The following is a 22,878-nucleotide window of genomic DNA, read 5'->3' as shown; positions in this document are numbered from 1 at the left end:
GCCGCGGCCAGTGACGCGACGCCGGGCGGCCGTCCCTCCAGGCAGCGTCAGTGGCTCAACGCCGGGGACGCCGCCGCGCCCAAACCTCGCCGCCGTGCGGCCGGGACCGCGAGGAGCACGATGCCCAGCAGCCCCCACACCGCCAGCACCAGGTACGGACCGCCGACCGCGTTGCCGTCGAAGTAGACGGTGTTGCGGGTGATGTCGATGCCCGCCGCGGCCGGGAGCAACTGCCCGATCGCCCCGTACCACTCGGGGACGAAGTGCGGGCCGATCGGCCCGCCGCCGGCCGGGACCCCGATCGGCACGAACAGCAGTGCCGTCAGCGCCGCTCCGGGCGGGCCGATCAGGCGCAGCGCGCCCGCCGTGACACTGCTGATCACGAACGCCAGCACCGCGCCGATCCCCCACAGCTCCCAGGGCGCGCCGGTGAGCGAGCCGGTCAGCCCGGCCGCCACCCAGGCGTTGGCGCCGCCCAGCACCACGGCCCCGGCGGTGACCGCCGCCAGCCGCGGCCACGCGGGCAGCCAGGGCGCGGCCACCGCCAGCAGGATCGCCAGCGCGATGGCGGGGATGGTGAGCGTGATGACGAAGAACATCGAGGAGATGCCGTTGCCGTCGTCACGCGGCAGCGGCCGCAGGTCCTCCACCGTGAGCCGCCGCCCGCCCGCCTGGCTGACGGCCTGGAAGCCCTGGGTGAGGATGGAGCTGGACATCCGCCCGGACGCGGACGCGATGAGCAGCCTGTTGCCGCCGGGCCCGGGGACGAACACCGCGTCCACCTCGCGCTCCAGCAGCGCCTGCCGCGCCGCCCCCTCGTCGCGGTAGGTCTTCGGCTCGAACGCGCCCTCCGTGCGCTGCCGCATCGCCTTCGCGACCGCGGCGGCGTCGCCCTGAACGACGACCGCGACCGGCACGTCGCGCGGTTCCGGACGGTGCAGCGCGCCCAGGAACGACCAGGCGAACAACATCCCGATCAGCGTCGTCACCACGATGACGGCGATCGGCCTCCTCCGGTCGTGCGCCCCGTGCGATCCCCCGGCGCCACCTCCTGTCTCCGCTCTCGTCCCGGTTCCCGTGTCCCGCTCTGCCATGACGTCCTCCACGCCTGTGTGGTCCGAGGCTCATAAAATAATCAGTCGCTCGATTATTTTCTAGCCCCAGTCCCCGAAGTCGCGTGAGCAGGGGAAACGTCTTGACGGCTCTGCTATTCACTCGGTGTATACCTCGGGTGTATAGTCGCGGGCATGTCGACACCGCAGATCCTGCTGGCGCTGCTCGCCGAGCGACCCAAGCACGGATACGAACTCAAGCGGGAACACGACGAGCGACTGCCGGGAGCCAAGCCACTGCCGTACGGCCAGGTCTATTCGACGCTGCAGCGGCTGGAACGGGACGGGTTCGTGGCCGTCGCCGAGGTCGTCCAGGAGGGCGGGCCCGAGCGCACGGTCTACGAGCTGACGGCGAAGGGCACCGAGCGGATGCGGGCCTGGCTCGCCGAGACCGAACCGCCCCTCCCCTACGTCGGCGGCGCCCTGTTCAGCCGGGTCGTCATGGCACTGGTGGCGGGCGGCGACGCGCGCGCCGGGCTGGACCGGCAGCGCGCCGCCCACCTGGAGCGGATGCGCGAGCTGACCCGCGCCAAGACGGCCCCCGGCGCGTCCGCCGCCGAGGTGCTCGCCGCCGACTACGCCCTGCTGCACCTGGACGCCGACCTGCGGTGGATGGAACTGGCCGTGCACCGCCTGGCCGACCTGACCAAGGAGATCAGCCGATGAGTCCGCTTCTGCACGCCCGCGACGTCACCAAGACGTTCGGCCGCACCCAGGCGCTGCGCGGCGCGTCCCTGACGATCGAGGCCGGGGAGGTCGTGGCGATCTCCGGTCCGAGCGGCTCGGGCAAGAGCACCCTGCTGCACTGCCTGGCCGGAATCGTCACCCCCGACGAGGGCGAGATCCACTACGGCGAGACCCGCCTGGACGAGCTGGACGAGGACGCCCGCACCCGCCTGCGGCGCGAGGCGTTCGGCATCGTGTTCCAGTTCGGCGGGCTGGTGCCGGAGCTGACCGCCGAGGAGAACGTGGCGGTGTCGCTGATGTTCGGCGGGGCCGGCCGCGCGGAGGCGTCCGAGACCGCGCGGGAATGGCTGGACCGCGTCGGCGTGGGCGACTGCGCGTCGCTGCGGCCCGGTGAGCTGTCGGGCGGCCAGGCGCAGCGGGTCGCCCTGGCCCGGGCGCTGGCCACCGAGCCCACGGTCGTCTTCGCCGACGAGCCCACCGGCGCGCTCGACAGCGTCGCGGGCGAGGAGGTGCTCGGCCTGCTGCTCGGGGTGGCCCGCGAGCGCGGCGCCACCGTCGTCCTGGTCACCCACGACAACCGGATCGCCGCGTTCGCCGACCGCGAGGTCGTGGTGCGCGACGGCGTGGTGACCGAGGTCCCGGCGGTGACCCGATGACCCGGGGCGAAAGGCGCATGCTGCTCGACGTCACCGCGATGCTGGCGCGCGGCACCTCCCGCGCCGAACGGCGGCGGCGCCGGCTGCTGACCTGCTGCGCCGCCCTGGCCACGTTCTTCCTGCTCGGCGCGGTGAACCTGCTGCTGATCCGGGGCACCACCTACACCGCGTGGGCGGGGCTGGTCAGCGAGGCGGGGCTGCGGCCGGGCACCGCGCTGGCGCTGGCGCTGCTCGTCGTCCCGGTGCTGGCGCTGCTGCACCAGAGCGGACGGGTCGCCCAGGCCACCCAGGAGCGGCGGCTGGCGGCGCTGCGGCTGGCCGGCGCCACACCGAGGGACGTCAGGCGGCTGGCGGCGGTCGAGGCGGCCCGCATCGGCACGGCGGGGGCGGTCATCGGGGGCATCGCCTACGTGTGCGCGCAGCGGGCGGCGATGGCCGCCCTGGGGGTGCGCGACACGGGGCGGTACGCGATCGCGCCCTGGGTGGTTCCGCTCGTTCTCGTCCTGGTGGTGGCGGCCGCGGCTGCCGTCAGCCTGCTGGTGTCCCGCCACGTCGTCACCTCGCCGCTGCGCGTCGCCCGGCGCGGCGCCCGTCCCCATCCGGCCCGCGCCACGATGATCCCGCTGCCCATCGGCATGCTGCTCATGGTCGTGGGCGCGCTCACCAATTCGATCGACAAGGTCGGGACGCCGCTGTTCGTCCTCGGCGCCGTCGCCACCCTCCTCGGCGTCGTGGTGGGCGCCAGCCGTCTGGTCCTGGAGGGAGCCCGCCTGGCCGGGCGCCGGGCCCGGCGCCCGGAGACGCTCCTGGCGGCGCGCGCCCTGGAGGCCGACCCCCGCGCCGCGGGCCGCACCATGGCGGTCGTCGGCCTGGTGGTCGTCTTCGGCACGGGCGCCGGCGCCATCGAGTGGGACGTGATCTACAACGCCTCCTCGACGGGCGAGCCGATCGAGCGGTTCTGGCTGGTCAGCTTTGGACTGACCTATCTGGCGCTGCTGTTCGCCCTGCTCGTGGCGGTCACCGCGCTGGTGGTCCACCGGGCCGAATCGCTGCTGGAGAGCGGTCGCTCCATGGCGGCGCTGGCCGCGGTCGGGGCGCCGGTGGCGTCCCTGCGGCGGGCGGCCGTGCGCCAGACGCTCATCGCCGCGAGTCCGGTGTGCGCGGCCGCGGCCCTGGCCACGCTCGTCGGCATGACGCCGACCATCTCGGCAACGAGCCTGCCGATGATCGCCTGGACGGTCGGCCGGGCCCTGCTCATGGTCGTGCTCGCCGTGGCGGCCGCCGCCGCCGTCACCGCCGCGTCCGGTCGTCTCCTCTCCCGCGCCGCCGCCCCGGAGCGTCTCCGCACCGAGTAGGCCCTCGCCCGGACGCGTGCGGCGTCGGGGGCATCCGACCAGGCAGCCCGTGAAGCCGGCGGCCCGGCACCTGCCGCCGCCGGCTCCACGGGCTGCCTTGTGCCGTGCGGGCCTGATTCACGTGCGGGCCCGGTTCACAGGTGTTCGACCACGCTCCGGCACCGCCACAGCCGACTGACAAGAGCCTCGAGAAACGTTGTCGGCGGCTGCGAAGTCAATGTCGCGGAAGTGACTCAGACTCATCGGCACCGCACCGAGCCGGCCGCCCAGGAACGCGCATGCCGACCGTTTTGACGGACGGTCGTTCACGGCCCTTTCCCAGCGGCGTACGGCCTGGAGAAAGGTGGCCAATGAGGAAATCGCTGAGAGCGATCGCAGTGATCGCGGCGCTTGTCACGGGAGCCATGTACGCACCCGCCGCACAGTCGGCGGTGAGCAGCGCGGCGAATCCGTACCAGCGCGGCCCCGCGCCGACCGAGGCGAGCCTGAAGGCCGAACGCGGCCCCTTCCAGGTCGCCCAGAAGAAGGTGTCGGCGTTCAGCCATCCGGGCATCCGCGAAGGCACGATCTACTATCCCACCGACACCGCCCAGGGGCCCTTCGGCGGAATCGCCGTCATTCCCGGATTCGTCTCTCCGGAGCTGACCGTCAGCTGGTACGGGCCGCGGCTGGCGTCGGAGGGCTTCGTCGTCATGACCCTGGAGACGACCACCGGGCTGGACCTGCCCGAGGCGCGCGCGGCGCAACTGCTGGCCGCGCTGGACTATCTGAAGAAGGACACCACGGTCAAGGACCGTCTCGACCCGTCAAGGCTCGCCGTCATGGGCTGGTCGATGGGCGGCGGCGGCACCCTGCGCGCGGCCCGGCAGATGCCCGCCCTCAAGGCCGCCGTCCCGCTGGCGCCCTGGGACGTGGGCGTGGACTTCGGCGACATCAGCGTCCCGACGTTCCTCATCGGAGCCGACAACGACTTCATCGCCGGCACCGGCGCGCACGCCGAGCCGTTCTACGAGTCGATCAGAAACGCCGAGAAGGCCTATCTGGAACTGGAGAACTGCGGGCACTTCTGCTTCACCGTCGAGAACGAGACCATCGCCGAATACACGATCGCCTGGATGAAGCGGTGGGTCGACAACGACACCCGCTACAACGAGATCCTGTGCCCGGGCCCGCCCGGAAACAGCTCGGCCGTCCAGGAATACAGGTCCACCTGCCCGTTCTGACGGGCCGCCGCGCACGTGCCGGGCGGATCGCTTGACAAGCGATCCGCCCGGCGTCGTGTCTTCTCTAGGTCACCGGGTGCCGAGCAGGACGGACTGCGGCACCGGCGTGGCCACCGGCGGCAGCTGCTTGGCGGCGCCGCCGGCCTTGACCTGCGCGGCCATGGCGGAGGCGTCCGCCGCGCCCCGGTCCTTGCGGGCCGTGGCGGGGTCGGCCGCGAACGGCTGGATGTCGCCGACGCAGACCGTGCCCTTGGCGGGAAGCGTGCCGTGGACGAGGTAGCGGTCGACGGCGTTCGTCACGCAGGCCGAGGTGCCGTAGGCCGTGTGCCCCCAGCTGTCGCTGGACAGCAGGCGGCTGCCCGGCAGCAGCTTGTTGGAGGAGACGGACTCGATGTAGTTGGTCGCCGGGTCGTAGTAGTTGCCGACGAACAGGACGGGTGCGCTGGTGCGGCGGTTGAACGGGCCGGTGTAGGCGTCCTCGTCACGGACCGTCCACGTCCTGCCGGCGCACTGGGCGCTGCTCCAGCCCCACGCGCGGCCGAAGTAGGGCGCGCGCTTGTCGGACTTGGCGGTCAGCGCGGGCCAGCTCCCGGCGTCCTTGGGGTGGCGTCCGTCGGTGCAGGTGACACCGCTGAACGCCTCCAGGCTGTTGTCGTAGGGGAAGTCCTGGACGGAGACCCTGCCGGCGGCGTTCTTCTCGCGCTCGACCTGGGCGCGGCGCGCCGCGATGCGGTCGGCCAGGGCCTTCTTCGCGGCCTTGGCCCGCGCCGTGCCCGTGCCGGACGAGGTGGCCGCCCACAGTTCGGTGAGCGAGGAGTCGATGCCCTGGTATCCCTGCGGGTCGTACAGCATGCCGAGCATGCCGCCGACGAGGTCGGCATAGGTGACGGTGTAGCCGTCGAGGTCGGCGGGCTTGGCCTTCAGCCGCTTGGCCAGCGTGTCGAAGTTCTTGACCGGGTCGCCGTACTGGGCGAACTCGCATTTGGTCGCGCCGGCCTTGCCGCAGCGGGCCAGGATCTCCCGCAGCGCCTTGTACGCGCCGTCGGCCGAACGCAGCCGGTCGTCGAGGATCTGCCCGGCGGTCTTCGACGTGCCGACCCAGGAGATCGGGTTGATGACGCCGTCCGCCACCACGGCCCGCGTCCGGTCGGGGAACATGTTGGCGTAGTACTGGCCGAGCGCCGTGCCGTAGCTGAAGCCCAGGTAGGTCAGCTTCTTGTCGCCCACCGCGCGGCGCAGCACGTCCATGTCCCGGGCGGCCTCCGCGGTGGACATCGCGCCCGCCAGCGACTTGCCGGTGGTGGAGCAGCCCTTGCCGACCGCCTTCGCCGACGCGACGAACGCCCGCTCCTCCTTGCCGCCCATGGGGAACGCGACGTTCAGCCCGGCGAACGCCTTGGTCTGGTCCTTGACGTTCCGGAAGCACTTGACGTTGTCGCTGAAGCCGATGCCGCGCGGGTCGAAGCCCACGATGTCGAAGCGGTCCAGCACGTCGTCACCGAGGAACTGTGCCGCCTGGAACGCCATCGCGGTGCCCTGCCCGCCCGGACCGCCCGGGTTGACGAACAGGCTGCCCATCCGCTTCTTGGGGTTGCGGGCCTTGACCCGCAGCACCGCGATCTCGGTGGTGGCGCCCTTGGGCTTGTCGTAGTCCAGCGGCAGACGGAGCGTCGCGCACTCGGCGATGTCGAAGCACTTGTACCAGCCGAGCTTGGGGGTCGGCACGCTGTCGACGCGCTTCTTCTCGATGCCGCTCGTCGTGTCCCCGGCCGGGGCGAGCCGGCCGTCCGGTGCGGCGAGGGCGACCGCGGGCACGGCCGGTACGAGCACGGCGCCCGCCGTCACGACCGTGAGGATCCTGGGTCTCAAACGCATGCAGGTCCTTCCTGTGGGGGGTTGTGGCCCCTTCCGGACGCCACGCGGACGCCGGAAGAGCCGTTCGCCGCCTCCCCCGGGCACCCGGAAGCACCTGTGCGTCACGCCGCGCGTGCGGCGCTGTGTTGTGTTCCGCCCCGGGGGGTGGGCGCGCTCGCGGCCCGGTCGCCGCGTGGTCCGGCGACGGCGACCCGGCTTGAGCATTTTGGCCCGTTGAGTGTGTCATTTCGGGGCTAATCCAGTGATCCACCAATTGGGCTGTTATGCGACTGTGAAAGATCAGCCCGAGGGATGATGACTCGCACCCCGCGTCCCTCGCCGCCGGGAGGGGAAGCCGCTCACCGCGCCCCCGCCGCCGCCCGTCCCGCCCGACGGCCTCCACGGCCGTCATCACCCCCGCGCAGGCCCCCGCGTCCGCCGCGCCCGCACCGCTCTGAGAAGGGTTTGCGCAGCTCATCCGGGAAATGAAGGGCTAGCGGCGGGCGATCTCGGCTGGCTTTGGGGGGCGCAGCATCATGCCTGTCCGCTGTCCCTTCACGCCGATGCTCGCGACCGCCGTCGACGACTTCCCCGCCACCGGACGTGAACTGTTCTACGAACCGAAGTTCGACGGCTTCCGGGTGATCGTCTGCGTGCACGAGGACGGCGGCGTGCACCTGTACTCCCGCAACCGGACCCGGTTGACCGCCGCGTTCCCCGAGACCGCCGCGGCGATCCGGCAGTACGTCCCGCCCGGCACCGTCCTGGACGGGGAACTCGTCCACTGGAACGCGACCACCGGGCAACTGGACTTCACCGCCCTGCAGCGCCGCCTGCGCGCCGGCACCCGCCGGGCCGCCGACCTCGCCCGCCGCGAACCGGTCACCCTGGTGGCCTTCGACTGCCTGCACGCCCCCGGGCACGGGGGCCTGCGGAACCGGCCGCTGCGCGAACGCAGGCGGGCACTGGAGGACCTGCTGCGGGACGTCCCGCCGGACGGGCTGGTGCTGCTGTGTCCGCAGGTCAACGATCGCGGCCGGGCACGACTATGGCTGGAGCTGCTGCCCGCCCAGCGCATCGAAGGGCTGGTCGTCAAGCCCGCCGACGGCGTCTACCGGCCGGGGGTGCGCGGCTGGTACAAGCTCAAGCACCGCGACGTCACGACCGCCATCTGCGGCGGCTACGTCGGTCCCCCGGAACGGCCGCAGAGCTTGATCATCGGCCGTCATCCCTCGACGGGTGGCCGCCTGCGCGTCGTGGGCCACACCACCGCCCCGCCCCCCGACCTGCGCGCCGAGCTGGACGCCGAACTCGCCCGCCGCACGCCCGCCGCCGAAGACCATCCCTGGCCCGCCGAACTGCCCGCGAGCTGGTTCGGCGGCCTGCCCGCCGCCAGGCCGCCGACCCCCTACACCCGCGTCACTCCCACCCTGGTCGTGGAGGTCGCCGTCGACATCGCCACCAGCCACGGCCGCTGGCGCCACCTGGCCCGCCTGCAGGACGTCCGCGGCGACCTGCGCCCCACAGACGTGCCCAAGGATCTCGACCTGGAATGACACCCGACGTCCGACGCCGGGCGACCGCGGCGGGAACCGCCGCAAGGCCGATGTACGAGGTTTCCCGGATACCTGTTCAGCAGCGACGATTACAGAATGTCATCATCAGATCACAGGGGAAGGGGAAGATCGGCCATGGAGGCGATCACACCGTCAGGGGCCTTTCTCCACAGGGTGACGGCGAGTCACGTCGCGCTCGGCGTGCTGGCCGCGGTGGGCTTCTTCGCGCCCGGTCCGGCGCTGGCCGCCGATGACCGGCCGTGCGCGCCCCCGGTACCGCACCCCGAGTACGAGAAGGTGCAGTACTGCCCGCTGAGCCGCGGCAACGTCCCCGTCTACGCCAACCACGACCAGGGGTCGGGGATCATCGGCCATCTCCGCAAGGGAGGCAGCGCCAACTGGTTCTTCGGCTACCAGTGCCGGGGCGGGACCATCCGTCTGGGCAACCTGGCGAACGACTGGTGGGCCGCCACGAAGGCCGACAACGGCAGGCTCGGCTGGGTGCCGGAGATCTACTTCGCGGGCGGCGACGACTTCGAGCCGGACGCCGGGCTGAGGCAGAGCTGCGGCTGAGGCCCCGGCGACCGGACAACCACCTTCACGGAGGAAATGTTGAAGGCATCGAGAACGATCCTCATGGGAATCGCGTCACTGGTCGCCGGACTGCTGTCTCCGGTCCCCGCGGCACAGGCCGCCGACGGCCGTGGCGGTGACTTCACCGCTCACGGCGTCAAGATCCGCGCGGTTCCCCGGCTCAACGGCCACGTCCGCGGGCACGGCAACCCCGGCGACGGCTTCACCTGGAACAGCGGCCAGAGCTTCGCCGACCCGGTGACCTGCCCGAACGGCGAGGTCAAGGACCACTGGACCTACGTGATCAACAACAGGACCAAGGTGGAGGGCTACGTCTCCGACTGCTTCATCAGGGAGGACTAGCACCCACCCGCAAAGGCGGTCACCCCGGACCGACCCGCAGCTCCGGGCCCCTGCGGACCGCCGCCCGCACGCACCGCGCGCCGCGCTCGCGGTGCGTGCTCTTGTTCTGGCGGCGCACGTGAACACGCGGCCTCCGTGCGCCGCCCCCCACCGGCCCCGCAGAGGGTTCTAGGTGGCGAGGCATTCGATCCAGTAGCGGCCGGTGGCGTCGCGGTGAGCTCCGTGGATGTCGGTGGACAGGAAGGGGAAGGCGCGGTCGAGGTCCTCCAGCGCGCGCAGGTAGGTCATCAGCGGTCCGTCGTCGGGGCCGGTGGACTCGCCGGGCATCAGCATCGGGATGCCCGGCGGGGTGACGACGACGGTCGCGGCGCAGGTCCGGCCCGCCAGGTCGCTCAGCGGAACCCGCTCGGTCTTCGAACGGATAGGGCCTGATAGCAGTCGGCCGGGGTCCGGACGGGTTCGGGCAGGTCGGTGAAGACCTGGTCGAGCAGGACGTCGAGCCTGGAATCGCGGAGCCTGCCGTGCACCTGTGCGCACAGCTCCCGCAGCGTCACCCCCGAAGGGCCGAACCCGGGCAGGACCTCCGCCAGCGGCAGGTCGCCGTCGTAGGCGTTCTTGAAGTCGATCAGCGCGTCGATCAGGGTGCCCCACTTGCCCTTGGTGATGCCGAGGGAGAACAGGACCAGCAGGGTGTGGTCGCCGGTCTTCTCCACCACGATGCCGCGCCGCTCCAGGTAGGCGGCCACGATCCGGGCGGGTATCCCCCATTCCGTGGTGCCGCCGGTCGCGTCGGCACCGGGACAGGTGATCGTCACCTTGATCGGATCGAGCATGCAGTGGCCGTCGTCCAGGCCGTCGAACCCGTGCCAGGCGGCGCCGGGCCGCAGGGTCCAGCAGCGGGGCTCGGTGGACAGCAGCTCGACATCGGCGTCCTCGAACGCAACGGTGTCACCGGTACGCGGGTCGGTCACCTCGGGGGGCTGCCAGACGCCGAAGAACCACTCCGGGCGGGTGCCGTCGGCACGGATACGGCCGGCCAGCCGCACCATCGTCTGCCGGAACCGGACCGCCTCGATGATCGCCTCCCCGGTCAGGAACGCCCCGGACGGCCCGTCCATCATCGCCGCCGCCACGTCCAGCGAGGCGATCATCGGGTACAGCGGCGAGGTGCTGGCGTGCATCAGGTACGTCTCGTTGAACCGGTCGTAGTCCACCGGCGCCCGCGGCGACGGGCGCACGTGCAGCATCGACGACTGCGACAGCGCCGCCAGCAGCTTGTGCGTGGACTGCGTGGCGAACACGGTCGGGCGCGCCGGGCCGGGCAGGGACCCTTCGTCGACGGACATGCCGTACCGGCGTTCGTACAGCGGGTTGAACCGGGCGTAGGCGAACCACGCCTCGTCGAAGTGCACCCGCGGAGCCGACGCGCCCAGCAGTTCGGCGACCCGGACCGCGTCGTAGCACAGGCCGTCGTAGGTCGAGTTGGTGATCACCGCGTAGGAGGGGCCGGGTTCGGCCGCGCCGGCGGCGAACCGATGGCCCGCGAGCCGGTCGCGTATCGCTGGCGCCGACAGCGCCCCGGCCGGGATCGGGCCGGCCAGGCCCAGCCCGTTGCGCTCGGGCACCAGGTAGACCGGCCGGGCACCGCTGATCGCGAGGGCGTGCTGGACGGACTTGTGGCAGTTGCGGTCGACCAGCGCCAGCTCGTCGCGGGCGATCGCGTGGTGGCCGACGATGCGGTTGGCGGTCGAATTGCCGTTGACCACGAAGAACGTCCGGTCGGCACCGAAGATGCGGGCGGCGTTGCGTTCGGCGTCGCCGATCGGGCCGGTGTGGTCCAGGGGCGACCCCAGCTCGGGGACCGAGATGGACAGGTCGGTGCGCAGCAGCCGTTCGCCGTAGTAGTCGAAGAACGCCCGCCCGACCGGCGACTTCAGGAACGCCACGCCACCGGCGTGAGCGGGGGTGTGCCAGGAGTAGCGGTGCCGGTCGTCCAGGCGCCGCAGCGCCTCGAAGAACGGCGGGAGTATCCGCTCGGCGTACTCCTCGGCCGCGTGCGCGATCCGTCCGGCGATGAAGTCGGGGGTGTCCTCCAGCAGGAGGACATAGCCCTGGATCACCTCGTACACCCACAGGGGGACGTCGCGCGGCTCCTGCTCGGCGGTCAGCAGGAACACCGGCAGGCGCCGGAACCGCCCGATCACCGCCTGCATGACGTCCTCGGCGCCGGGAGCGCCCCAGTCCGCCAGCACCGCCGTCAGCATCGCCTCCGAGCGGATCACCGCGAGCGCGTCCGCGCCGCGATGCGTCCAGCGGACCCGCAGTCCGTGCCCGTCCATGGCGGTGCGCAGGCGCCGCAGCTGTTCGGCGACCACCGAGTCGGCGTCGGGCCGCTCGCCGGCGGCGACCAGGACCATTCGTTCCACGGCAGAACCTCCACGTCACCGGGCACCACCCCGGCAATCACCCAAAGCATCCGACTCAATGCGAACCGCAACAGTAGCGGCGATTGACACACACAGTGCCGCCATAGTCGCCAACAGTGACCATCGTGGCAGTATCCGCTGCACACAGAGGTAAGACCGGCATGGCGACCACGCCCGCCGTGGTCTCCCACGGAGCGAGCTGCTCGCGAAACTTGATCACTAATTGGTGATCGGAAGTAATGTCTGACCGCATGGAAACGAACCGACACGTGATCGTCGCCGGAGGCTGGATGGCGATCACATTCCTGTTCGTCACGACCCTCATGACCTGGCCTTCCGCACCAGCCGACGAGCCCCCCTTCACCGCGTCGAGTGCGGCGTGGGCCTTGGTGACCCTGGCCGTCGTGGCCACGGTCGCGACGCTCGCGGTCGTGGCGGCCAGGGACGCCGCCGGAGGGCGCGGCGGCCTCGCCGTGGGCGGCCTGGCGCTGGCCTTGGTCGCGTGGCTTTTCGGCGGCCTGGTCGATCTTTTCCTCTACGAATTTCTCGTGCCGTACAACTTCATTTCCGACGTCGCGGGCGAGGTGTGCGGCGGCTCAGGCGGCGCGGGCACATTCGAATGCGTCAACCGGCCGGGCTCGGCCCTTGAGACACTGGGCGTCGTGTCCGCCGTATCGGCGACTCCCGTGGCGGCGTTCCTGCTGTGGTTCGGCAGGCGCTCGCCCCTGTGCGCACACCTCACGCCGGTCATCATCTTCGGCGCCTATCTGCTGGCCCTGCGCCTCTGGCAACCCCACGAGGGCTTGGGCGTCCCCGTCCGCCCCACCTTCCCTTGACCGGCGACCGGCCCACCTGTTGCTCTTCCGCGCCGGCCGGGCGTGCTGTTGAGAGCCGCACCCGAGGTCGTTATCGGTCGGTGGTTTTGGGCGGGGGGCTGGGCGTGGGGCGCTGGAAGAGGGCGAAGAGCCACAGCAGGGACGGGACGAGCAGGACCATCCCCGCGATGACCGTGCCCAGGGTGGCGTGGAGGACGGCGGGGTGGGCGGCGGCCTCGGGCACCGTCACGTTCGGCGGGAGCATCACCGGATACTGCGCGACGGCCCAGCCCCACAGGACCGCCGCGACGGCCAGCGCGGCGGTGATCCTGGCCAGGGCGTATCTGCGGAAGGCGAGCGTGACCATGGAGGCGAGCCCGGCGACGCCCGAGACGACGACGAGGGGCAGGGCGCGGCCGGTCAGCCCGGCGTACAGCGACGGCGCGTCCGCGCGCACGACGAAGATGCCCAGGATCGCGATGACGCCGGTGATCACGGCGGTGAGGAGGCCGCGCAGGCGGAACACGTCGGCCAGCTTCGGGTCGCCGCCGCGGCGCGCGTCGCCGGTGAGGTAGACGGCCGCCAGGTATGCGGTGGTGCCGACCGCCAGCGCGCCGGCCATCAGCGAGGTGGCGTTCCACCAGCTCGTCACGATGTCGCCGGCGGCGAGCCCGTAGGGGACGCGTCCGGACGCGACGCCGCCCGCGATGGTGCCGAGGAAGAACGGGGTCAGCACCGACGACAGCGCGAACGCGCCGCCGAACAGCCGCAGCTGCCACAGTTCGGTGCTGGCCTTGCGGAAGGCGAACGCGGCCCCGCGCGCGATGATCCCGATCGCCACGAGGGTCAGCGGAATGTAGAGGGTGGAGGCCACCGAGGCGAAGATTCCGGGGAAGCAGGTCCAGAACATCACGAGGACGAAGATCAGCCAGACGTGGTTGGCCTCCCAGACGGGGCCGATGGAGTGCTCGATCAGCTTGCGCTGGGCGTAGCCGCGCCGGGCGCCGCCGGCCAGCGCGTCCCAGAACCCGCCGCCGAAGTCGGCCCCGCCGAACAGCGCGTACAGGGTGAGGCCCGCCCACGCGAGGATCAGCAGCCACTGCGCGGCGGTCACGGCGCGTACTCCTCCGCCCAGCCCTCCTGGGGCGCGGTGACGCGCCGGCTGCGCAGCCGGTTGAGGACGTAGACGGTGGTCACGGTGAGCACGACGTACACGGCGAGCACCACGATCAGCCCCACCCACAGGCCGGGCGCCGGGTTGACCGCGTCCGCGGTGCGCTGGTGCTGCCAGACGACCCAGGGCTGGCGGCCGACCTCGGTGGTGATCCAGCCGGTTTCGAGCGCGAGCACCGCGGCCGGGCCGGACAGCACGGTCAGCCACAGGAACCAGCGGGTGCGGGGCAGGTCGCGGCGGCGCCACCACACGATCGCCAGCCAGATGCCGAGCAGCAGCAGGGCGAACCCGATCGCCACCATCAGCTGGAAGCTCAGGTGCACCGGGTTGACCGGCGGACGGTCGGCGACCGGCACCTTGTCCAGGCCCTGGACGACCGTGGAAGGCCGGTAGCCGACCAGGATCGACAGCGCGTTCGGGATGCGGATGGCGTACCGCATCTCCCCGTCCAGGTAGAGGCCGCCCACGGACAGGGGGACGTGAGAGCCGGTCTCGTTGAGCCCTTCGATGGCGGCGAGCTTGGGGGGCTGGCGGTCGGCGAGGAACCGGGCCAGGACGTCCCCGACGAAGATCTGGAACGGCGTGACGACCGCCGCCACCGTGAACGGCAGCAGGAGCCCGATGCGGTGGTAGCGGTCGCGGCGGCCGCGCAGCATCCCCGCGGCGTACACGGCGGCGATGCCGAAGCCGGTGACCATGAACGCGGCCAGGATCATGTGGATGGTCTGCCAGGGGGTGGCCGGGTTGAACATCGCCGCCCAGGGGCGCACGCCGGTGACCCTGCCGTTGTCCAGGTCGAACCCGCGCGGCTGGTTCATCCAGGCGTTGGCGCTCACGACGAAGAACGCCGACGCGACCCCGGCCACGCACACCGGCAGCCCGGTCAGCAGGTGCAGGCGGGGCGGCAGCCGGTCCCAGGCGTACAGGTAGATGCCCAGGAAGATGGCCTCGATGAAGAAGGCGAACCCTTCGAGCGCGAACGGGAGCCCGAGCACCTGCCCGTAGGTCGCCATCAAGCCGGGCCACAGCAGGCCCATCTCGAACGACAGGATCGTCCCCGACACCGCGCCCACGGCGAACAGCACGCCCATCGCCTTGGCCCAGCGGTGCGCGATCCGCTCGTACGCCTTGTCGCCGGTCCGGATGCCGCGCCACTGCGCGAAGACCGTCAGCGCCGGCATGCCCACGCCGAAGCAGGCGAGGATGATGTGCCAGCCGAGGGATATCCCCATCTGCGTACGTGCCGCCATCAGATCGGCCGGCGTCGCGGCGCCGGCCGCCAGCACTCCCATGCGATCCTCCCCCGGCGGAACCGCTCCGATTCGTGCCCCTCTTTCATCACCGGAAGCGGCGGGTTCACTCGCCCGAGTTCGCTCCGGCGTCCGGCCGCCGCACCCGGCGTGGCCTGGGGTTTCCTGGTCGGGCGGCCCGGCGGGCGGCGCGGGTGCGGCCGTGTGCGCGGCCCCTGAGGGGGTAGGTGACCCGACCGGCGGGCCGCCGCCGGACGGAGGGTGCGCAGATGGCCAGGCAGAGCGTCGCACAGCAGTTCGTCGACATCCTCGTGCAGGCCGGGGTGAAGCGGCTGTACGGCGTGGTCGGGGACAGTCTCAATCCCGTCACCGACGCCGTGCGCCGCAACGGCGCCATCGAGTGGGTACAGGTGCGGCACGAGGAGGTCGCGGCGTTCGCGGCGGGCGCCGAGGCGCAGCTCACCGGGCGGCTGGCGGCGTGCGCGGGCAGCTGCGGTCCGGGCCACCTGCATCTGATCAACGGGTTGTTCGACGCGCATCGCAGCATGGCGCCGGTGCTGGCGCTGGCCGCGCACATCCCCAGCGCCGAGATCGGCACCGCCTACTTCCAGGAGACCCACCCGGACCGGCTGTTCGCCGAGTGCAGCCACTACTCGGAGCTGATCTCCGATCCGGCGCAGATGCCGCGGATCCTGCAGACCGCCGTCCAGCACGCGGTGGGCCTGTCCGGCGTGGCCGTGGTGAGCATGTCGGGCGACACCGCCGGACGGGACGCGCCGCCGCAGGCGGGCGAGTCGGCGCTGGTCGTGCGGCGTCCGGCGGTGCGGCCCGCCGACGCCGAGATCGACGCGCTGGTCCGGTTGGTGGACGAGGCGGAGGCGGTCACGCTGTTCTGCGGCAGCGGGACCGCCGGCGCCCACGACGAGGTGATGGCGTTCGCCGACCGCGTCAAGGCGCCGGTGGGGCACGCGCTGCGCGGCAAGGAGTGGATCCAGTACGACAACCCGTTCGACGTCGGCATGTCCGGGCTGCTGGGCTACGGCGCCGCCTACGACGCGATGCACCAGGCCGACCTGCTCATCCTGCTGGGGACCGACTTCCCCTACACCGCGTTCCTGCCGGACGACGTGCGCATCGTCCAGGTCGACATCCGGCCCGAGCACCTGGGTCGCCGCTGCACGCTGGACCTGGCGGTCTGGGGCGACGTCCGGGAGACCCTGCGGGCGCTGATCCCGCGGGTGCGGGAGAAGACCGACCGCCGGTTCCTCGACCGGATGCTCGGCAGGCACGCCGAGGCGCTGGAGGGCGCGGTCGCGGCGTACACACGCGACGTGGAACGGCACCGGCCGATCCATCCCGAGTACGTCGCGGCGGTCCTGGACGAGGAGGCCGCCGACGACGCGATCTTCACCGTGGACACCGGGATGTGCAACGTCTGGGCGGCGCGTTACCTGTCGCCGAACGGGCGGCGCCGGGTGATCGGGTCGTTCAACCACGGGTCGATGGCCAACGCGATGCCGCAGGCGATCGGCGCGCAGCTGACCCACCGGGACCGGCAGGTGATCTCGCTGTCCGGCGACGGCGGGTTCTCCATGCTGATGGGCGACTTCCTGACGCTGACGCAGTACGACCTGCCGGTGAAGGTGGTGCTGTTCGACAACTCCTCGCTCGGCATGGTGGACCTGGAGATGATGGTCGCGGGCTTCCCGCCGCACGGCACGACCTATCCCCCCACCGACTACGCGGCGATCGCCCGCGCGGCCGGGGCCCACGGCGTGCGCGTCGAGGACCCCAAGGACGTGCGCGACGCCCTCCGCGAGACGCTGGACCACGACGGCCCGGCGCTGGTCGACCTGGTCACCGATCCCAACGCGCTGTCGCTGCCGCCCCGCATCACCGGGCGGCAGCTGGCGGGCTTCGCCACGACCACCAGCAAGCTCGTCCTCACCGGCGGCGTCGGCCGCATGATCCAGCTCGCCCGTTCGAACCTGCGCAACATCCCCCGCCCGTGACCGGGTGGAGGGCACCGGAAGTGCCCCTCCCCGGTCACGGGGTCAGGAGGGCAGGGGGAAGCTGACGGGGCTGCGGTGGCCGGCCCTGCCGACGGCGCGCACGCCGAAGAACACGTTGTCCTTGGACAGGTCGACGCGCACCTCGGTGACGTCGCCGACCGGGATGACGTGGGTCCAGTCGGGGCTGGTGGTCTCGCGCCAGACGATCTCGTATCCGGCCAGGTCGGGTTCGGTGCCGCGGGTCCAGACCAGGTCGGTGTCGTTGGTGAGCCGGTCGGTGCGGATCCTGGCGTTCTTCGGCGTGCCGGGCGCCTGGGCCAGCGACCAGAGGGCGGCGGCGTTGACCCGGGCGACACGGGCGATGTACGGGAAGTCGCAGAACTCGGGCAGGTCGCCGTACTGCCTGCCGTCCTCGACGCGCACGTCCTGGTGCTGGTGGTCGAAGTTCTCGTGGGGCTCGGTGAAGCGGGCGGCGGGATAGCCCTGTTCGAGGAAGGGGATGTGGTCGCCGCCGCGCAGGTAGCGGTCGCGGCGGTAGATGACCCGGACGTTCATGCCGGTGGCGTCGTTCTCGGCGACGCTGGTCACGAAACGGGCGAGCTGGCGGGAGGGCGAGTCGTTCTCGCCGCCGACCGAGCGGCGGATGTTCGCCTCGGCGGGCGTCTCCGCGGTGGGCACCCCCTCGGCGAACAGCCGGACGGTGCGCGGGTCGCGGGTGCCGTCGTCGGCGGTGCTGCTGCCGACGATGTCGTTGGTGAACATGGCCTGCACGTCCGTCCCGGCGGCCTTGTACCGCGTGGCCATGTGGCGCGCGCCGTACAGCCCCTGCTCCTCCCCCGCGACGGCGGCGAAGACGATCGTGGCCCTGGGACGGCGGGTGGCCATGACACGGGCGAGTTCCATGACGACGGCCACGCCGGAGGCGTCGTCGTCGGCGCCGGGCGCGTCGGCGGTGGCGTTCATGACGTCGCTGACACGGGAGTCGTAGTGCCCGGACACCACGTACACGCGGTCCGGGGAGGTGCTGCCGCGCAGGGTGGCGACGACGTTGGTGATGCGGGTGGCGACGGGGATCCGGCTGGCCGGTTCCTGCACGTAGGACTGCAGCTCGACGGTCATCCGGCCGCCGGACGCCGCGGCGTGCTTTTTCATCTCGGCGAAGATCCAGTCCCGGGCGGCGCCGATGCCGCGTGCGGGGTCGTCCTGGGACGAGAGCGTGTGCCGGGTGCCGAACCCGACGAGCCTGCGCACCGTCGCCTCGATGCGGCGGTGGTCGATCTCGCGCAGCAGGGCGCGCAGCTCGGCGTCGGGGTGCTGGGCGGTGACGGGCCTGCCGGGGCCGTTCGGGCGTCCGGAGTCCGCCTCGGCGGGACGGCCGTCGAGGGTGACTCCCGCGGTGGCCGCGGCGGCCGCCGCGGAGACGGACAGGAAGACGCGGCGGCTGGGCGTGCCGGCGGCTGGGGGCGTGGTGTCGTAGGTCACAATTCTGGATCTACGTCATGGCGGGGGCGCCTGTCCACAGTGGAAACCGCCGCCCTTCAGACGCTTCCTCAGTGATTTCTCGCCATGTCTGCTCCCCGTGTGATTCCTGTGATCGGAGTGGTCGGCGGCTCCGGCGCGGCGACGAAAGATCGTTTTTCGGATTTTACCTTTGGCGGTTTGCGAGCTCTTTGCCTCATCTCCTATGGTCCGTGGTACTCCGCCGTCCGGCTCACCGCGACGGGAACCGTCCGGCGGAACGCCTAATCCCATGGCGCTGGACGTCTGGGAACCGGGGACCCATCAGTTCTTCGGGGTGAATCCGCGGCGCAGTCGCGGTAGGGCCGCTCCTTGGTCCGAACCCGTCAGCTAACCCGGTCGGCAGTCAAGGAGAGGAGAGGACATGAAGGAGCCCCCGCGGCTCGGCAGGCCCGCCACCCCCGTCCGACGGCGCAGCCACCTCATGAAGACGCGAACGCCCTGATAGACGGGGCGGTTCCGCCCTAGCTCGCACGCCCGCGCGTTCTCCTCGTCCGCGCTGCGCGCCCGCGCCCCTCGCGGCGGCGTCTCCGCCGCCGGCACCGGGTCACCGACACTTCCTCGCCATTGGCGGTCAGAGCCGTTTTCTGCGCGGCTCGACGTTCCCGGCGCAGCCTCATCTCCTTTTCCCGCTCGTTCCTCGCCGCCTGCTCTTTTTCCGCTGCCCGCATTCCGTCAGACCAGTTCCCTGGAAGGAAAACTCCCCCATGAATCCGAACGGCAAGCACCGTCGCACCGACCCCTGGCCCGCCGAGATGCCGCGTCGCTCGGTGCTGCTGGGGGGTGGAGTCCTGCTGGGGAGCGCGGCCCTCGGCGTCGCCGCGGCGCTGGGCCCGTCGGCCGAACACGAGGTGGCGAACGCGGCGAACACCACCGACGACACCGAGCGGACGCAGGCCGCCCGGGACGGCGAGTCCCGGCCGTCCCGAAGATCGCGTAGGTCGGGTGGCGGCGCCCCGCTGATCCACTCGACCGACGACTGGGGAGCGCGCACGCCCTACCGGCGGGCGACCGTGCTGTCCCGCGCGCCCGAGTACATCGTGGTGCACCACACGTTCACCCCCAACGTCACCGACTACTCGCTGCGGCAGGGCTACCGGATCGCGCGTTCGATCCAGGGCGCGCACATGGGACAGGGATGGGGTGACACCGGCCAGCACTTCACCATCAGCCGGGGCGGTCACATCATGGAGGGCCGCAAGGGCAGTCTTGCCGCCGCCCGCAGGGGCCGGATGGTGATCGGCACGCACGTCGCCGGAGCCAACGGCTACACCGTCGGCATCGAATGCGAGGGCACCTACAACTCGGTCATGCCGCCCCGCCGCCTGCTGGACTCGCTCACCGAGCTGCTCGCCTGGCTGTGCGGCCAGTACGACCTCGACCCGAAGAAGGCGATCGTCCCGCACATGAAGTTCAACGACACCGACTGCTGCGGTTACGAGTTCGCCCCGACGCTGCCGCGCCTGCGCAAGGACGTCGCCGCGGCCCTCCGATCCGCCTGAGACCGGCCGGTTGCTCCCAGCCGGCGTGCTGGGCCCCGGGCCGAGGTCGGTGCGACGGGGGCGGCGCCGGAGGGGTCGCCATCTCGCGACTGGAGCGGTGTCGGGGGGAACCCGTGCGTTCACGGGATGAGGGCGCTGATCGTCGCGGCCACCTCGGCGGGGGCGAACTGGTGAAGGCCGTGGCCGACACCGCTGACGGTGGTGACGGCGGGGTGTCGTGCGGCCGACCGGACCAGTGCCTCGTCCTCGGCGCTTGACAGCGACATGACGGCAGGGTCGGCCCGCAGCAGCAGCACCGGCCCCGGCACTCCGGCGATCCACTCGCCCGCGTGGCCGAGGTGTCCGTACACCTGCTGGGACTCGGTGAGCAGCGCCTCGATGAACGCCGGGTCGTGCCGGTGCAGGGCGGCGGCCTGGCCGACCAGGTAGGGATGGGCGGCGCCGAGGACCTCGGCGCGCGTGCGGCCGCCGCCGGCGTCCTCGGCGCCGAGCAGCCGCACCAGTTCCTCCTCCGGACGGCCGCACCACCCCTGCCAGCGCCGCAGGGTGCCGGACATGCGGTCGAGCAGCCGGTACATCCGGGCGGGCGCCAGCGGCGCGTCCCCGATGACCAGCCCGGCGAACGCGTCCGGGCGCACGCCCGCCGCCGCGAGCGCGGCCTGCCCGCCGTAGGAGTGGCCGTACCACCACGCCGGACGGTCCAGGTGCCCGGCCGCCCATTCGGCGAGCGCCGCGCCGACGCCGCGCAGGTCGTAGCGTCCGGGCGTCCACGGCGACGCCCCGTGACCGGGCAGGTCGACGGCCCACCACCGGACGCGGCCGGGCAGCGCGTCCAGGAAGTCCTTCCCCATCCGCCACGACGCCGACCCGCCGTGGACGAACACCAGCGGCGTGTCGCCGCGACCGCCGGACTGCGCCTCGATCATGCGTGCCTCCTCCTTCGCTCGGCGCCGCCGACACTGACACAAAGCGAAGTTGGGTGCAAGTTTGCACCGGAGTCCGTCGCTGCTACGCTCGCGGGGTGGACGACGGGACCGTCGGGCTGCGCGAGCGCAAGAAGCGGCGCACCCGCAAGAAGATCGCCGACACCGCCATCGGGCTGTTCCTGGCGCACGGCTACGAGCCGGTGTCGCTGGCGCAGATCGCCGAGGTGGCGGAGGTCTCGCGGCGTGCGCTGTTCGCGTACTTCCCCAGCAAGGAGGACCTGGTCCTGGAGCGCGTCGCCGACCACGAGAGCGAGCACGCCCAGGTCGTCCGCGGGCGCCCGCCCGAGGTGCCTCCGCTGGCCGCGCTGCGCGACCACTTCCTCGACGGGCTCGACCGCAGGGACCCGGTGACCGGGCTGTGCGACCGTCCCGAGACGCTCGCCCTCTACCGGATGATCCGCGACACGCCCGCGCTGGCGACCGGGCTGCTGCGGTATCACGCGCGCAGCGAGGCGGCGCTCGCCGAGGCCCTGGCGGAGGCTGCCGGTGCGGCGGCCGGTGACGGGCCGGACGGCGCGTTCACCGCGCGGCTGGCGGCGTCGCAGATCACCGCCGTCCAGCGCGTCCTGGCGAACGACAACAACGCCCACCTGGTGGCCGGGACGTCGGCCGACGAGCGGCACCCCGCCGCCGTCGCCGCCGCCCGGCACGCCTTCACCCTGCTCCGCGACGGACTCGGCGGCGTCTTCGGGTGACCGAGCCGAAAGCGCCCGGCTCGACGGGGGACGAGCCGGGCGCTTTCTCCTGCGTTCTCCGCGCGTCTACTCCGCGCGTCTACTCCGCGCGTCTTCTCTGCGCGTCCTCTCCGCGCGTCCTCTCCGGGCGCCGGTGGTCAGCAGTTGGGTATCACGGTGCCGTTGTTGTCCCTGGCCTCGTCATTGCCCCACCGCTTCAGGTAATAGGCGGAAACGTAGGCGCCCCGGCCGTTCTTTCCGGCGTAGACCTCGTCGAGGTCGGTCTTCAGCCACCAGTGGTTGTACTGGTCGCCGACACGGACCTCGGCGCCCCAGACCTTGCAGTACACGTAGTTGGTGCCCGCGTACAGCAGGCCCTGCGGGTCGTTCATGAAGGCGTCCCGGTAGCCGGTCGCGTTGGCGAACGTGTCGACCCAGTACTTGCCGCCTCCGCCGCAGCCGTTGTCACTGGTCAGGTACTTCTGGTTGTACGAGCCCGGGTAGGGCGCCAGCGACACGCCGTTGATGCTGATGACCTGGCCCGCCCCGTTGTAGAGCTGCTCGTAGTGGATGTGCGCGCCGCTGCTGTTGCCGGTCGAGCCGGTGGTGCCGATCGACTGGCCCTGCGAGACGTAGGTTCCGTTGGCCACCCCGTAGGAGGCGAGATGGAAGTAATACGTCTTCCAGCCGCCGCCGTGGTCGATGACGACGTAATTCCCCGCGCCATTGGCCTGGTAGTAGTTGTAGGCGGTGCCCGCGGCCGAGGCCAGCACCGGCGTGCCCGCCGTGGTGCCGCCGGAGCGGACGAAGTCGAGGGCCTGCCGGACCTCCGCCGAATGGTGGCTGTAGGTCCAGGTCTGCCCGCAGGGGAACGGGGCCTTGAAGTTGGGCGCCGCGAGCGCCGGCTGTGCCGGCTGGGCGACGACGAATCCGGCCAGCAGTGTCAGCCCGGCGACGAGCGCACGGATCCGGCGCATCGAGCCTCCTTCCTGTCGTCCCGGCGGTCGCGCACGGACCGGTTTCTCCGCAGGCTCGGGCACCGGTCAGTGGGAATGACTCGGCCGAACAGGAATCGCCGTTCCCGCGTGACGCGACGTTTTCTCATTGCACCAGAACGGTGCCGGGCAATGCTCGCCAACAAA

The 22,878-nt window shown here is 71.8% G+C and carries 20 protein-coding genes and 1 riboswitch; of the genes, 11 read left to right on the top strand and 9 right to left on the bottom strand.

The genetic code is table 11. The annotated features are described in order from the left end of the window. Window positions 1-47 precede the first annotated feature (47 nt). Window positions 48-1,094 carry a YhgE/Pip domain-containing protein gene (locus ABD811_RS08630; RefSeq protein ID WP_344943492.1) on the bottom strand — a complete coding sequence of 349 codons (1,047 nt, stop codon included), beginning with the start codon at window positions 1,092-1,094 and terminating at the stop codon, window positions 48-50. A 153-nt stretch (window positions 1,095-1,247) separates the two neighbouring features. Between ABD811_RS08630 and ABD811_RS08625 the strand changes: the two genes are divergently transcribed. From ABD811_RS08625 to ABD811_RS08610, 4 genes are all read left to right on the top strand, one after another. After that, a complete protein-coding gene (locus ABD811_RS08625; RefSeq protein WP_344943490.1) occupies window positions 1,248-1,778 on the top strand; it encodes a PadR family transcriptional regulator in 531 nt (176 codons plus the stop codon). Then, window positions 1,775-2,455 (top strand): ABC transporter ATP-binding protein, encoded by a 681-nt coding sequence (locus tag ABD811_RS08620; RefSeq protein ID WP_344943487.1) that lies wholly within the window; start codon window positions 1,775-1,777, stop codon window positions 2,453-2,455. The genes ABD811_RS08625 and ABD811_RS08620 overlap by 4 nt, the downstream gene beginning before the upstream one ends. After that, on the top strand, window positions 2,452-3,810 hold the full coding sequence (locus tag ABD811_RS08615; RefSeq protein WP_344943483.1) for an FtsX-like permease family protein: 1,359 nt from the start codon (window positions 2,452-2,454) through the stop codon (window positions 3,808-3,810). The genes ABD811_RS08620 and ABD811_RS08615 overlap by 4 nt, the downstream gene beginning before the upstream one ends. Before the next feature lie 350 nt (window positions 3,811-4,160). Continuing rightward, complete coding sequence (locus tag ABD811_RS08610) at window positions 4,161-5,033, top strand: poly(ethylene terephthalate) hydrolase family protein (RefSeq protein ID WP_344943480.1); 873 nt, start codon at window positions 4,161-4,163, stop codon at window positions 5,031-5,033. 69 nt (window positions 5,034-5,102) lie between these two features. On the opposite strand, the gene ABD811_RS08605 is transcribed toward ABD811_RS08610, so the two are convergent. Continuing rightward, window positions 5,103-6,908 carry an alpha/beta hydrolase gene (locus ABD811_RS08605; protein WP_344943477.1) on the bottom strand — a complete coding sequence of 602 codons (1,806 nt, stop codon included), beginning with the start codon at window positions 6,906-6,908 and terminating at the stop codon, window positions 5,103-5,105. A 542-nt stretch (window positions 6,909-7,450) separates the two neighbouring features. On the opposite strand from ABD811_RS08605, the gene ABD811_RS08600 reads away from it, so the two are divergent. The 3 genes from ABD811_RS08600 (at window position 7,451) to ABD811_RS08590 (ending at window position 9,379) form a co-directional block, all read left to right on the top strand. Next, on the top strand, window positions 7,451-8,443 hold the full coding sequence (locus ABD811_RS08600) for an ATP-dependent DNA ligase (protein ID WP_344943473.1): 993 nt from the start codon (window positions 7,451-7,453) through the stop codon (window positions 8,441-8,443). 174 nt (window positions 8,444-8,617) lie between these two features. Next, window positions 8,618-9,016 carry a hypothetical protein gene (locus ABD811_RS08595; protein ID WP_344943470.1) on the top strand — a complete coding sequence of 133 codons (399 nt, stop codon included), beginning with the start codon at window positions 8,618-8,620 and terminating at the stop codon, window positions 9,014-9,016. A gap of 63 nt (window positions 9,017-9,079) precedes the next feature. Then, window positions 9,080-9,379 carry a hypothetical protein gene (locus ABD811_RS08590; RefSeq protein WP_344943467.1) on the top strand — a complete coding sequence of 100 codons (300 nt, stop codon included), beginning with the start codon at window positions 9,080-9,082 and terminating at the stop codon, window positions 9,377-9,379. A gap of 168 nt (window positions 9,380-9,547) precedes the next feature. Here ABD811_RS08590 and ABD811_RS08585 read toward each other — a convergent pair whose 3' ends face one another. Beyond that, a complete protein-coding gene (locus ABD811_RS08585; RefSeq protein WP_344943554.1) occupies window positions 9,548-9,766 on the bottom strand; it encodes an Orn/Lys/Arg family decarboxylase in 219 nt (72 codons plus the stop codon). A gap of 5 nt (window positions 9,767-9,771) precedes the next feature. After that, window positions 9,772-11,796: an Orn/Lys/Arg decarboxylase N-terminal domain-containing protein gene (locus tag ABD811_RS08580; protein ID WP_344943551.1), complete on the bottom strand. Its 2,025-nt coding sequence runs from the start codon at window positions 11,794-11,796 to the stop codon at window positions 9,772-9,774. A gap of 260 nt (window positions 11,797-12,056) precedes the next feature. Here ABD811_RS08580 and ABD811_RS08575 point away from each other — a divergent pair, with 260 nt between their 5' ends. Then, window positions 12,057-12,641 (top strand): hypothetical protein, encoded by a 585-nt coding sequence (locus ABD811_RS08575; RefSeq protein WP_344943465.1) that lies wholly within the window; start codon window positions 12,057-12,059, stop codon window positions 12,639-12,641. A 70-nt stretch (window positions 12,642-12,711) separates the two neighbouring features. On the opposite strand, the gene ABD811_RS08570 is transcribed toward ABD811_RS08575, so the two are convergent. Together ABD811_RS08570 and ABD811_RS08565 are read right to left on the bottom strand one after the other, a co-directional pair. Further along, a complete protein-coding gene (locus tag ABD811_RS08570; protein WP_344943462.1) occupies window positions 12,712-13,734 on the bottom strand; it encodes a cytochrome d ubiquinol oxidase subunit II in 1,023 nt (340 codons plus the stop codon). Beyond that, window positions 13,731-15,086: a cytochrome ubiquinol oxidase subunit I gene (locus tag ABD811_RS08565; protein WP_344943459.1), complete on the bottom strand. Its 1,356-nt coding sequence runs from the start codon at window positions 15,084-15,086 to the stop codon at window positions 13,731-13,733. The genes ABD811_RS08570 and ABD811_RS08565 overlap by 4 nt, the downstream gene beginning before the upstream one ends. Window positions 15,087-15,313: 227 nt before the next feature. On the opposite strand from ABD811_RS08565, the gene ABD811_RS08560 reads away from it, so the two are divergent. Next, window positions 15,314-17,056: a pyruvate dehydrogenase gene (locus tag ABD811_RS08560; protein ID WP_344943456.1), complete on the top strand. Its 1,743-nt coding sequence runs from the start codon at window positions 15,314-15,316 to the stop codon at window positions 17,054-17,056. Between the two features lie 42 nt (window positions 17,057-17,098). Here ABD811_RS08560 and ABD811_RS08555 read toward each other — a convergent pair whose 3' ends face one another. Then, window positions 17,099-18,538, bottom strand: a complete 1,440-nt coding sequence (locus ABD811_RS08555; protein ID WP_344943453.1) for a M20/M25/M40 family metallo-hydrolase — start codon at window positions 18,536-18,538, stop codon at window positions 17,099-17,101. Between the two features lie 247 nt (window positions 18,539-18,785). Further along, window positions 18,786-18,935: riboswitch (cyclic di-AMP (ydaO/yuaA leader) on the top strand. Between the two features lie 346 nt (window positions 18,936-19,281). Here ABD811_RS08555 and ABD811_RS08550 point away from each other — a divergent pair. After that, entirely contained in the window at window positions 19,282-20,076 is a 795-nt protein-coding gene (locus ABD811_RS08550) for a peptidoglycan recognition protein family protein (RefSeq protein ID WP_344943451.1), read from the top strand. A 119-nt stretch (window positions 20,077-20,195) separates the two neighbouring features. On the opposite strand, the gene ABD811_RS08545 is transcribed toward ABD811_RS08550, so the two are convergent. Beyond that, a complete protein-coding gene (locus tag ABD811_RS08545) occupies window positions 20,196-21,002 on the bottom strand; it encodes an alpha/beta fold hydrolase (protein ID WP_344943448.1) in 807 nt (268 codons plus the stop codon). Window positions 21,003-21,097: 95 nt separating this feature from the next. Here ABD811_RS08545 and ABD811_RS08540 point away from each other — a divergent pair, with 95 nt between their 5' ends. Beyond that, on the top strand, window positions 21,098-21,757 hold the full coding sequence (locus ABD811_RS08540; protein WP_344943445.1) for a TetR/AcrR family transcriptional regulator: 660 nt from the start codon (window positions 21,098-21,100) through the stop codon (window positions 21,755-21,757). 137 nt (window positions 21,758-21,894) lie between these two features. Here ABD811_RS08540 and ABD811_RS08535 read toward each other — a convergent pair whose 3' ends face one another. Next, window positions 21,895-22,713, bottom strand: coding sequence for a M23 family metallopeptidase (locus tag ABD811_RS08535; protein WP_344943442.1), 819 nt, complete (start codon window positions 22,711-22,713; stop codon window positions 21,895-21,897). Window positions 22,714-22,878: the final 165 nt, after the last annotated feature.

Source organism: Actinomadura miaoliensis (assembly GCF_039536785.1).
Taxonomy (GTDB): domain Bacteria; phylum Actinomycetota; class Actinomycetes; order Streptosporangiales; family Streptosporangiaceae; genus Spirillospora; species Spirillospora miaoliensis.
The sequence above is the reverse complement of the archived record's forward strand: the minus strand, read 5'-3'. Positions and strand labels throughout refer to the sequence as shown.

Excerpts from the sequence above, each read along its gene's own strand:
- ABD811_RS08630 (WP_344943492.1), bottom strand. The coding sequence starts at position 1,094 with ATGGCAGAGCGGGACACGGGAACCGGGACGAGAGCGGAGACAGGAGGT.
- ABD811_RS08625 (WP_344943490.1), top strand. The coding sequence starts at position 1,248 with ATGTCGACACCGCAGATCCTGCTGGCGCTGCTCGCCGAGCGACCCAAG.
- ABD811_RS08620 (WP_344943487.1), top strand. The coding sequence starts at position 1,775 with ATGAGTCCGCTTCTGCACGCCCGCGACGTCACCAAGACGTTCGGCCGC.
- ABD811_RS08615 (WP_344943483.1), top strand. The coding sequence starts at position 2,452 with ATGACCCGGGGCGAAAGGCGCATGCTGCTCGACGTCACCGCGATGCTG.
- ABD811_RS08610 (WP_344943480.1), top strand. The coding sequence starts at position 4,161 with ATGAGGAAATCGCTGAGAGCGATCGCAGTGATCGCGGCGCTTGTCACG.
- ABD811_RS08605 (WP_344943477.1), bottom strand. The coding sequence starts at position 6,908 with ATGCGTTTGAGACCCAGGATCCTCACGGTCGTGACGGCGGGCGCCGTG.
- ABD811_RS08600 (WP_344943473.1), top strand. The coding sequence starts at position 7,451 with ATGCTCGCGACCGCCGTCGACGACTTCCCCGCCACCGGACGTGAACTG.
- ABD811_RS08590 (WP_344943467.1), top strand. The coding sequence starts at position 9,080 with ATGGGAATCGCGTCACTGGTCGCCGGACTGCTGTCTCCGGTCCCCGCG.
- ABD811_RS08580 (WP_344943551.1), bottom strand. The coding sequence starts at position 11,796 with ATGGTCCTGGTCGCCGCCGGCGAGCGGCCCGACGCCGACTCGGTGGTC.
- ABD811_RS08575 (WP_344943465.1), top strand. The coding sequence starts at position 12,057 with ATGGAAACGAACCGACACGTGATCGTCGCCGGAGGCTGGATGGCGATC.
- ABD811_RS08565 (WP_344943459.1), bottom strand. The coding sequence starts at position 15,086 with ATGGGAGTGCTGGCGGCCGGCGCCGCGACGCCGGCCGATCTGATGGCG.
- ABD811_RS08560 (WP_344943456.1), top strand. The coding sequence starts at position 15,314 with ATGGCCAGGCAGAGCGTCGCACAGCAGTTCGTCGACATCCTCGTGCAG.
- ABD811_RS08550 (WP_344943451.1), top strand. The coding sequence starts at position 19,282 with ATGAATCCGAACGGCAAGCACCGTCGCACCGACCCCTGGCCCGCCGAG.
- ABD811_RS08545 (WP_344943448.1), bottom strand. The coding sequence starts at position 21,002 with ATGATCGAGGCGCAGTCCGGCGGTCGCGGCGACACGCCGCTGGTGTTC.
- ABD811_RS08535 (WP_344943442.1), bottom strand. The coding sequence starts at position 22,713 with ATGCGCCGGATCCGTGCGCTCGTCGCCGGGCTGACACTGCTGGCCGGA.